This is a genomic window from Brevundimonas faecalis (genome assembly GCF_040549405.1).
GTDB lineage: Bacteria > Pseudomonadota > Alphaproteobacteria > Caulobacterales > Caulobacteraceae > Brevundimonas > Brevundimonas faecalis.
Map to the genome: position 1 here is coordinate 733,139 of NZ_JBEPTF010000001.1, position 9,094 is coordinate 742,232.

Here is a 9,094-nt window from a genome sequence, read left to right on the forward strand (position 1 = left end):
CACGACCTGAAACCCGGGGCGGCGCCCTACAGGGCGCGGGCCACGCGGAAGCCGATCCCGCGATAGCGCAGATGGGCCGGAACAGGATTCCGGCTGGCGCTGCGCACCTTGTAGGGGTCGGCGTTCCAGGCGTTGTCCCGTGTGAGCCTCTGGGCCGCGCAGTCGCCGTTCACAGCCACGCGACCGTCGTCGGATGCGCCCAGATAGCCGGTGTCCATGCAGTCCTGCACCCATTCGCCGACATTGCCGTGGGTGTCGTACAGGCCCCAGGCGTTGGGCGGGTAACCGCCGACGTTCGCGGTCTTGGCGAACTGATCCATGATGTTGGCCTCGTCGGCCAGCAGGGCGGTTCCCGTGTTCCACGGCGTGTCGGTCCCGGCGCGGGCCGCATATTCCCACTCGGACTCGGACGGCAGGAAATAGGCCTGGCCGGTCTTCTCCGACAGCCAGGCGACATAGAGGGACGCGTCACGATAGGAGACGTTGATCACGGGCCGCCGGCCTCGGCCCCACTCCTGGTCGGGGACTGGGGCGCAGTGCCTGTCGGCGACGCAGGCGTCGTACTGGTCGAAGGTGACTTCGTACTTGCCGATGGCGAAGGCCCGGCCGATCGTGACCAGGTGCCGGGGGCCTTCGGAGGCCTGGCGGCCTTCCTCGGACGCCGGCGATCCCATCATGAAGCTGCCGGCGCGGACGACCGTCATCTCAGGGCAGTCGGCGCAGTCGCGCAGGGCCTGACCATGCGTTTCCTGCGGCGTCGGTCCTTCGACGGTCGACGCCGTTCCGACCCGAAGCGGTGAGATGACAAGCCCGGGCGGCATCACATCGCGCGGGGGTGTCCCGGTGTCCTGCCGAACGCTCAGCTTGTAGGCGCCGACGTTGCTGTACGCCATGATCAGGTAACGCCCGCCGCCGGCGATGAAGCGGATCTTGGGGTTTGTCTTTATGATCGGCCCGTCAAAGCCGTCGCCGTAGAAATCCCAGGTTGCGTGGGCGCAGTCGCTGCCCCGGCCCAGGAAGATGATCGGGTCGTAGTAGGCGGCGCTCAAGTCAATCACCCATCGGCTGCCGGGGGTGGTTTCAAGCTCATGACAGGCATAGCGCCGCCCTTTGTATTCAGGACTGGCCTCGGTCACCTGCCCCTCGATCGTCTGCCCGGGCTCGATCATCGTCTGGGCATGGGCGGGCAGGGCGGGGGCCAGCAGGAGCAGGCCGGCGGCGATCAGTCGCTTCATCGTCATGGGCGGTTCCTCGGCGGGGTGTCTGAAGTCGCGGCGGGCGGCGCGACCTCGGCGTCTCGTTGTCGTTGCGCGGCCAGGCGGCGATCCTCGGCTTCCTGGATCAGGCGTTGCTCGGTTGCGCGGCGGGCGGCTTCGTCCTGCGGCGTCCTCGGCCGGGCCAGGCTGTCCTGCGCCGCCTGCTCCGCCGCCTGGGCCTGCTGCTCGGCGTAGGCGGCGGCTTCGCTCCTCTGGGGGATCTGCATCGTCAGTTCGTCGCGTTCGACGACCTTGCGGCGATGATCCGCGTTGAGAAGCTCAAGGCGCGCCCAGTCGTCGCTCAATCCGGCCTGGAGCGCATTGCCGTGGGCCGTCGCTTCGCGGCCCAGGCGCTCGACCTCGTTCGTCGCGTCGTCGCGGCGCTGCACCAGACTGTTCAGGGCCGCGGTTTCGGCGTTCGCGGCGCGGCGGGCGGCCTCCGCCGCCGTCCGGGTGCGATACTGATCCACTTGGCGGCGCATCAGCACCTGTCGCTCGACCTCAGTCGGCGCCGCCCGACTCTTTGTCGTCTGAGCCTGACTCGCCGGAGTCCGCCTCGTCTGGGCCTGCGCCTGTTCTGCGGCCGTCAGCCCAAGCAGAATCGTCGCGGCCCCGAATACAGCCATTGCTCTCATGGCCGTTCCCCACGCCTGAAACACCCCGCCCATCCCTTGTCTATCGATGTTCGCCTTCGGCCGTCCATCGATTTCTGAACGGGCGTTTCCGAAGGCCTGGGACGTGGCGTCAGTTCGCCGGCGCCGTCTGACGTTTCAACGCGTCCAGGCGTTCGCGGGCGTTGGCGGCGTCCTCTCCGCCGTGAGGATTGTCGGCCGCCGGCGACAGCAGCAGGATCGCCTCCTCGATCCGGCCGCCGCGCGCCATGGCCTCGGCCGCCTGAATGCGCAGACCCATCACCTGGGGCGCATAGGCGACGGCCAGACGCCAGGTCTGCAGGTCGTTCTCGTTGGGATAGCCGGACGCCTCCCGGCGCAGGCGCGCCAGGGCGGCGTAGATGCGATAGTCGGTCGGGGCCGCCTCCAGGGCGCGGGCCAGATAGGCCTGGGCCTCCCGATATCGCGCGCTTCGGTCGGCCGCATCGACGCCCTGAGCGTCCCCGGCCCTGATCCGCAGGCGCGCCATGAGCTGCAGGGCCTCCGCGTCCGACGGCGCGGCGGCCAGGACCTGTTCCAGCGCGGCTTCGGCGGCGACGGCGTCGCCCCAGTTCATCTCCGCCTGGCCCAGAGCGGTCAGGGCCAGCCGGTCGCCGGGATAGCGGGCGGCGTCTTCCCGCACCTTGGCCAACAGGGCGGCTCCGTCCGCCTCGGGCTTGGGATAGCGGATGTTCAGGCTGTCCAGCAGCATCCGGTCGGCGCTTTCCGGCAGGACCTGCACCGTCATGGCCGGTTCGGGAACGTCGGCCATGCTGAACTGGGCATAGGTCATCCGACCGCGCAGATAGGCCCGCAACGCCTGCTCCAGGCTCTCCGGCGTATGGCCCATATGGATCTGCAGGGCCTCCAGCGGCGGCGTTCCGCCGGCCACGGCGAGGAGGTAGGCGTCCAGTCCTCGCCGCCGCTCGGCGTCCGACAGCATGTAGTGGGTCAGCAGCCAGGACTGGGCGTAGAAGGCGGCGCGCTCCGGCCGCCCTTCCGTCTCTCTCGGCCGCGCAGTCAGCAGGCGCTCCATGGGCAGCCAGGCGCCCTCGTTCAGGGCGTGCAGGCGTCCGGGATGGAAATAGCCCAGGGTGATCCTGGCCGGATCATCGACCGAGGCGGTCATGAAGAATTCGGCGAAGCCCTCCACGAACCATGCCGGATAGCGGCCGGGGAAGTTCTGGAACATGAAGTGGTGGGCGTATTCGTGGAATAGGACGTGGTTCCCGCTGCGCCGATTCAGCACGGAATAGACGTCGACTTCGCTCGCGGAATAGAAACCCGCCGTCCGCTCGTCCATCCCCGGATGGACCTGCCGCAACTCCTTGCCGGTGAAGACCAGATAGACGGGTAGCTTGCGCGCGCCTTCCACCGGGGACACGCCCAGTTGCCGGCGCAGAAGGGCGTCGAACCGCTCCAGCCGCTCGGCGTGCGGCCTCAGATCGCGTTCCGATCCCTGGCCGTAGACCAGGAAGTTGGCTGTCTCCGCCCGCCGCCATTCGGCCTGGGCCGCCCCGCCCGAGGCCAGCAGCAGCGCGACCCCCACGGCCAGCCCGCGCATGCCGCGCGCCCGCGTCGTCGTCTTCGTCGCCATCCCCGCCTCCTGATTTCGGGCCAGTCTAGCGACGCAGCATGACGCCCGCAAAACGACGTTTGACCGCAGGCGGCGCTCGAACGCCAGGTCCGAAGACCGCCAGACGGGGGCGGCCGGCCGTGGGATGCGGCGGCCTCCATTCCGTTGAAGAGGTTCCCATGCCCGTTCTTGAAAACAAGGTCGCCCTGATCACCGGCGCCAGCTCCGGCATAGGCGAGGCGGCCGCCCGGCTGTTCGCGGCCGAAGGGGCGGCGGTGGTGGTCACGGCCCGGCGCGCCGACCGGCTGGACGCCCTGGTCGCGCAGATCGAGGCGGCGGGCGGCCGCGCCGTCGCCGTGGCCGGCGACATCCGGGACGAGGCCCTGGCCGAACGCCTGGTCGCCACGGCTGTCGACCGGTTCGGCGGCCTGGACGCAGCCCTGAACAACGCCGGCGACATCGGCGTCAGCGCGCCCGTGGCCCAGATCGCGACGGACGACTGGCGCGCGACCCTGGACCTCAACCTGACGGCCGCCTTCCTGGGCGCCCGATACCAGATCCCGGCCCTGCTGGCGCGGGGAGGGGGATCGCTGATCTTCACCTCCACCTTCGTCGGTCATGCGATCGGCATGCCGGGCATGGGCGCCTATGCGGCGGCCAAGGCGGGCCTGGTCGGCCTGTCGCGCGTCATCGCGGCCGAGTACGGCGCCCAGGGCGTGCGCTCCAACTGCCTGCTGCCGGGCGGCACGGACACCGACGCCGGCCGCGCCTTCGCGACGACGCCGGAAATCCTGGCCTTCGTCGAGAACATGCACGCCCTCAAGCGTCTGGCCGCCCCGGAGGAGATCGCCCGCGCGGCCCTTTTCCTGGCCTCCGACGCCTCCAGCTTCATGACCGGGACCGCCATGCTGGTCGACGGCGGGGTCAGCGTCAGCAAGACCTGAGGGGGCGCGTATCGGATGGGCCGGGCGTCAGCGGTCGCCTGTCGCGCGGCCGATGGCGGGCCGCATGCCCTCGGCGTGCAGGGCGCCCGAGGGGGCGATCTTGGCGTTGGGGGTCTCGGCCGGGGGCTTGTGCGGGGTGAAGTCCTCAGGCCCGGTCCAGGCCGGTCGTTCGGCCCGGCGCCGCACGGCCTCGCTCAGGCGGCTCGTGGCCTGGCGTCGCCTGATCTCGGCCGCGACCCGCTGGACCGCCTCGGTCAGCACGGCCTTCTTCTCGCGCGCACCCGTGTCAGGATCGGGAGCGCCTCCGGCCTTGCGGACCCGGGTGCGGATCATCCGCTGGATACGGTCGCGACGCCCCCGCAGCAGGCGGATCAGCTCGGCCAGCTGTCGGTCCGTCTGGGTCGCCGGCTCGCGGCTGCGCCCGACCAGTTCGGCTTCATGCCGGTCAAGGGCGCGGTTCTCTTCGTCGGACATGGCTTTCTCCTTCGTCGATAAAGGAGAAGCGCATGAAGTCCCGACAGCGTTGCCTTCCCGCGCGCCTGGGTCGCAGGAAGGGCGGGCGGGAAGGGGGCGTCAGCCCCGCTCGCGCGTCTTGGTGAAGACCACCTTGGGGAAGCGCTCGGAGACATAGCCGGTCTCCCAGGACGACTTGGCCAGGAAGACGGGGTTCTGGTCGATGTCCACGGCCATCTGCGGCCGGTACTTGCCGGCGAAGTCCTCCAGCTCGGCCTTGCCCGCGTCCGCCGCGGGCGCCACCCACCGAGCCTCGGCGTAGGGGCTGGGCTCAAAGACGACGTCGAGGCCGTACTCCTCGCCCAGGCGGTCGGCCATGACCTCGAACTGCAGCTGGCCCACGGCGCCGACGATGAAGTCGCTGCCCAGTTCGGGGCGGAACAACTGGGTCACGCCCTCTTCGGCCAGACCCTCCAGCGCCTTCTTCAGGTGCTTGGCCTTCAGCGGATCCTTGACCCGCACGCGCTGCAGGATTTCCGGGGCGAAGTTGGGCAGGCCCTGGAAGCGGACCATGCCGCTTTCCGACAGGCTGTCGCCGACGCGCAGCACGCCGTGGTTCGGAATCCCGATCACGTCCCCGGCGAAGGCGTCCTCGGCCAGTTCGCGGTCCGAGGCGAAGAACATGATGGGCGCGTTGACCGACAGGGACTTGCCGGTGTTCTGGACCTTCAGCTTCATGCCGCGCTTGAAGCTGCCCGAGGCCATGCGGAACATGGCGATGCGGTCGCGGTGGTTGGGGTCCATGTTGGCCTGGACCTTGAAGACGAAGCCCGTGACCTCGTCGCGGCCCGGCTCGACGGCGATCTCCTCGGGCGTCGGGGCGTTGCGGGTCTCGGGCGGGGCCTCCTTGCGGGCCGGCATGACCTTGGGCGCAGGGGCCCATTCGCCGATGGCCTTCAGCAGTTCCTCAATGCCGAAGTGGCGCAGGGCCGAGCCCCACAGCACGGGCGTCATGTGGCCTTCCAGGAAGGCCTGGCGGTCGAAGGGCTTGTAGCCCGCCTCGACCAGCTCGAGCGCGTCGGTCAGGTCGGCCTGTTCCGAGCCCTCGAAATACTGCGCGGCCTCGCCCAGGGGCAGGGCGGCGGGATGAGGGACGTCCTCCGTCGAGCCGGCAGGCTTCTTCGTATAGGGCTGGAAGCGGCCGTCGCCGCCGACCTGGACCATGCCGCGCAGGCGGTTGCCGCTCTCGGCCGGCCACCAGATGGGGGCGGGGTCCAGTTGCAGGCGGCTGGCGATCTCGTCCAGCAGGACCATGGGGTCCTGGGCTTCGCGGTCCAGTTTGTTGATGAAGGTGATGATCGGGATGTCGCGCAGGCGGCAGACCTCGAACAGCTTCAGCGTCTGCGGCTCGATGCCCTTGGCGGCGTCCAGCACCATGATGGCGCAGTCGGCGGCCGTCAGGGTGCGATAGGTGTCTTCGGAAAAGTCCTCGTGCCCGGGCGTGTCCAGCAGGTTGAACATCTTGCCGTCGTGCTCGAACGTCATGACCGAGGCGGTGACCGAGATGCCCCGCTCCTTCTCGATCTTCATCCAGTCCGAACGGGCCCGGCGGTTGTCGCCCCGCGCCTTGACCGCGCCAGCCGCGCGCACGGCGCCGCCCGCCAGCAGGATGTGCTCGGTCAGGGTGGTCTTGCCCGCATCGGGGTGGGCGATGATGGCGAAGGTGCGCCGGCGCGCAGCCTCCTCGGGCAGGGTCAGTTTCGACATGAGGTATCCTTCGGGCCGCGCACCTAGCGCGTGCGGCGCGGAAAGTCACTCCATGGCGTCGGAGGGAGCCTGGGCTTCCTTCTCAGATTTTTCGACCTTGTTCGGGCTTTCCGACGCAGACAGCTCGGCGTGGTAGCGTTCGATCAGCGCGCGCGCCATGAGGGCGGCGCGGTCGGGGTGGGGACTGGCCGCCAAGGGCTGCAACAGGGTTATGGCCTCGACATGCTCCTGACGCTGCGCGCGGGCCTGGGCCGTGAACAGGCGCACGCCGGCGGCCTGGGGCGCCAATTCCAGCGCCGCCAACAGGGTCTCCACGTCGTTATCCGACGGGAAGTTCTCGGCGCCCCGCCGCGTCTCGGCCAGCAAGGTCAGGGTGCGGTAGTCGTCGGGATTCAACTGATAGGCCTTGGCCAGATGCGAGCGTCCCTGCCGCAGCAGCTCCATGTCTCCGTCTGGCTGCTGGGCTAGGCTCGTCAAGGTTTCACCGAGCAGACGCAGCACATCGACGTCGTCCGGCGTCGCCGCCTGCATGCGTTCCAGGATCAAGCGCGCCTGGGCCTTGTCGCCCAGCTTCAGTTCGGCGCGCGCCAGCAACAGGTCGCCCGCGCGCTCGCCCGAATAGGCGGCCGCCTTTTGTCTTATGTCCGCCAGCAGGGCCGCGTCTTCACTTGAGGCAGAGGACAGGCGCAGATTGGCCAGCAGCAGATCGCCTTCAGAGCGAGGGAGAACGCTGACCGAGATCTCAGGCCGGGTGAACTGGTCACTGGTGATGATCTTGATCGCCAGTCGCTGACGGATATAGGCCTGCTGCTGTCGCTCCAGTTGCGCCAGGGTCATGCCGGTCGCGGCTTCCATGGCCGGGATGGCTTCCATGCCGCGCCTCAGGTTGCCGATATAGGCGTAAAGCATCGGCATCCGTTCTGGACTCGCTACAAACCAGTGCGTCAGCAACCATGACTGGGCGTAGTACATGGACACCGCCTTGGGGTCCTGGAACTCGAACGGCCGACGCGTCAGGATCAGATTCAGCGGAAGCCATTGATTATAGTTCAGCCAGTCCGCTCGTCCTCGATTGACGTCGCCGACGACCATGCGCGACGGCTGTAGTTCGGCGCCGGAGAAGTATTCGGCGTAACCCTCCACGAACCAGGCTGGAAAGCCGGTCGCGAAGGAGCCGATCATGAAGTGGTGGGCGTATTCATGCAGCAGGGTCTCCATGTTCCGCCGCTCACGAATCGCCATGGCGAAGATTTCGTCGTCCGTGGCCTGATAGAAGCCCGCCACCTCGTCGCGCAGATTGGGAGCGACCGTCTTTAGATCGGCGTGACCGCGCACCAGATAGATGGCGATCTTCTGACGTGAGGCTGCATTGGGATTCATCCCGTGCAGGCTGCGCAGAGCGTTCTCGTACAGCTCCAGTTGTAGAACGCTGTCACGCAGGGAGCGCTCGTCGCCGTCGCTGTAGACGATGAAGCGCGGACTTTCGGCGCGCCGCCATTCGGCCAGAGCCGGCGTGGCGGCCAGCATGGTCAAGGCGCTCAGAGCCAGTGCGGCCAATCGAAGACGCGTCATTCTGTTTGCTTCCCCCGAAACATTGATTTCTGAAACATAGCGGCGTCGACCTGCCGCGTCGACTTTCACGATCGCGTGAAAGACCCTTCGCAGGTCAAGGTTTTTGGAGGCATGCTCGTTTCTGTGAGACGCCGGGCCATGAGTCCGACGCCGCAAAGGGAAAGGAAACGACATGGCTCTGGTGATTCCGGGCAAGGTCCCGCCCGCGCGCAGCAACGGCGAACTTCACCCCGTGGTGGGGCTTCTGGTGGGCTTCGGCCTGATCGTCCTGGCGGCCGCGGCGGTCCACCTGCTCTTCTCGGTCATCTAGACCGGCGAGCGGTTTCGAGCGGCGGGGACCTTCGTCACGCGGCCATCCGGCCCCAGACGGCCCTGTCCGCCGCGACGGGCGTCAGGCGGCCGTGGGCGGCGCGCGCATGAAGCTGGCGCATCATCATCTCGGGCAGGGCGCAGAAGCGCGGCTCGACCAGTTCGGGCGCGCAGTCGGCGTGGGGGGCGGCGAACAGGGCGGCGTTCACCCCCTCGGACTTGTGCGCGATCAGCCAGGCCAGGCGTCGCGCCCGCGCCGGATCGTTCCGATGCAGCATCGGGTCCTCGGCGAACAGTTCGCAGCCCATCTCCAGCACATAGTCGAAGTCCAGCTTGCCGAACCGGCGCACGTCATGGCTCGGGGCCGGGCAGGCCGCGTCCAGGTCGAAGACGACGTCGTTCAGCAGAAACAGCATGGCGCACACCGCTACACCGGACCCTTCTGGCCCGTACGAAGAGCGATAGGCCCCATCCGCTTGCAGTCCCGTTCACGAACGCGGTGAACAGGCGGTTAGGGATGATCGGCCGCTTTATCCTTCCTACTGGCGGGTTCAGGGTCTCGCTGGC

9 protein-coding genes are annotated in these 9,094 nt (G+C 68.4%); 2 read left to right on the forward strand and 7 right to left on the reverse strand.

Annotation, left to right across the window (positions count from 1 at the left end; all coding sequences use genetic code 11):
• Positions 1–26: 26 nt before the first annotated feature.
• The 3 genes from ABIE19_RS03465 to ABIE19_RS03475 all read right to left on the reverse strand — a co-directional run bounded on the left by ABIE19_RS03465 (position 27) and on the right by ABIE19_RS03475 (position 3,503).
• The gene (locus tag ABIE19_RS03465; protein WP_354087725.1) at positions 27–1,241 is read right to left on the reverse strand and encodes a formylglycine-generating enzyme family protein; all 1,215 of its coding nucleotides are present in this window, start codon (positions 1,239–1,241) and stop codon (positions 27–29) included.
• A complete protein-coding gene (locus tag ABIE19_RS03470) occupies positions 1,238–1,738 on the reverse strand; it encodes a hypothetical protein (protein ID WP_354087726.1) in 501 nt (166 codons plus the stop codon). The genes ABIE19_RS03465 and ABIE19_RS03470 overlap by 4 nt, the downstream gene beginning before the upstream one ends.
• A gap of 262 nt (positions 1,739–2,000) precedes the next feature.
• Positions 2,001–3,503, reverse strand: coding sequence for a hypothetical protein (locus ABIE19_RS03475; protein WP_354087727.1), 1,503 nt, complete (start codon positions 3,501–3,503; stop codon positions 2,001–2,003).
• Between the two features lie 158 nt (positions 3,504–3,661).
• Between ABIE19_RS03475 and ABIE19_RS03480 the strand changes: the two genes are divergently transcribed.
• Entirely contained in the window at positions 3,662–4,426 is a 765-nt protein-coding gene (locus tag ABIE19_RS03480) for an SDR family oxidoreductase (protein ID WP_354087728.1), read from the forward strand.
• Positions 4,427–4,453: 27 nt separating this feature from the next.
• Here ABIE19_RS03480 and ABIE19_RS03485 read toward each other — a convergent pair whose 3' ends face one another.
• The 3 genes from ABIE19_RS03485 to ABIE19_RS03495 form a co-directional block, all read right to left on the reverse strand.
• On the reverse strand, positions 4,454–4,900 hold the full coding sequence (locus ABIE19_RS03485; protein ID WP_354087729.1) for a hypothetical protein: 447 nt from the start codon (positions 4,898–4,900) through the stop codon (positions 4,454–4,456).
• A gap of 99 nt (positions 4,901–4,999) precedes the next feature.
• Positions 5,000–6,646 carry a peptide chain release factor 3 gene (locus tag ABIE19_RS03490; protein ID WP_354087730.1) on the reverse strand — a complete coding sequence of 549 codons (1,647 nt, stop codon included), beginning with the start codon at positions 6,644–6,646 and terminating at the stop codon, positions 5,000–5,002.
• Positions 6,647–6,691: 45 nt separating this feature from the next.
• Positions 6,692–8,218 (reverse strand): hypothetical protein, encoded by a 1,527-nt coding sequence (locus ABIE19_RS03495; protein ID WP_354087731.1) that lies wholly within the window; start codon positions 8,216–8,218, stop codon positions 6,692–6,694.
• A 172-nt stretch (positions 8,219–8,390) separates the two neighbouring features.
• Here ABIE19_RS03495 and ABIE19_RS03500 point away from each other — a divergent pair, with 172 nt between their 5' ends.
• Complete coding sequence (locus tag ABIE19_RS03500; protein WP_354087732.1) at positions 8,391–8,528, forward strand: hypothetical protein; 138 nt, start codon at positions 8,391–8,393, stop codon at positions 8,526–8,528.
• Positions 8,529–8,562: 34 nt separating this feature from the next.
• Here ABIE19_RS03500 and ABIE19_RS03505 read toward each other — a convergent pair whose 3' ends face one another.
• Positions 8,563–8,943, reverse strand: a complete 381-nt coding sequence (locus ABIE19_RS03505; RefSeq protein ID WP_354087733.1) for a hypothetical protein — start codon at positions 8,941–8,943, stop codon at positions 8,563–8,565.
• Positions 8,944–9,094: the final 151 nt, after the last annotated feature.

Coding starts and splice junctions, on each gene's coding strand:
- ABIE19_RS03475 (WP_354087727.1), bottom strand. CDS start 3,503: ATGGCGACGAAGACGACGACGCGGGCGCGCGGCATGCGCGGGCTGGCC.
- ABIE19_RS03500 (WP_354087732.1), top strand. CDS start 8,391: ATGGCTCTGGTGATTCCGGGCAAGGTCCCGCCCGCGCGCAGCAACGGC.
- ABIE19_RS03480 (WP_354087728.1), top strand. CDS start 3,662: ATGCCCGTTCTTGAAAACAAGGTCGCCCTGATCACCGGCGCCAGCTCC.
- ABIE19_RS03485 (WP_354087729.1), bottom strand. CDS start 4,900: ATGTCCGACGAAGAGAACCGCGCCCTTGACCGGCATGAAGCCGAACTG.
- ABIE19_RS03465 (WP_354087725.1), bottom strand. CDS start 1,241: ATGACGATGAAGCGACTGATCGCCGCCGGCCTGCTCCTGCTGGCCCCC.
- ABIE19_RS03505 (WP_354087733.1), bottom strand. CDS start 8,943: ATGCTGTTTCTGCTGAACGACGTCGTCTTCGACCTGGACGCGGCCTGC.
- ABIE19_RS03495 (WP_354087731.1), bottom strand. CDS start 8,218: ATGACGCGTCTTCGATTGGCCGCACTGGCTCTGAGCGCCTTGACCATG.
- ABIE19_RS03490 (WP_354087730.1), bottom strand. CDS start 6,646: ATGTCGAAACTGACCCTGCCCGAGGAGGCTGCGCGCCGGCGCACCTTC.
- ABIE19_RS03470 (WP_354087726.1), bottom strand. CDS start 1,738: ATGCGCCGCCAAGTGGATCAGTATCGCACCCGGACGGCGGCGGAGGCC.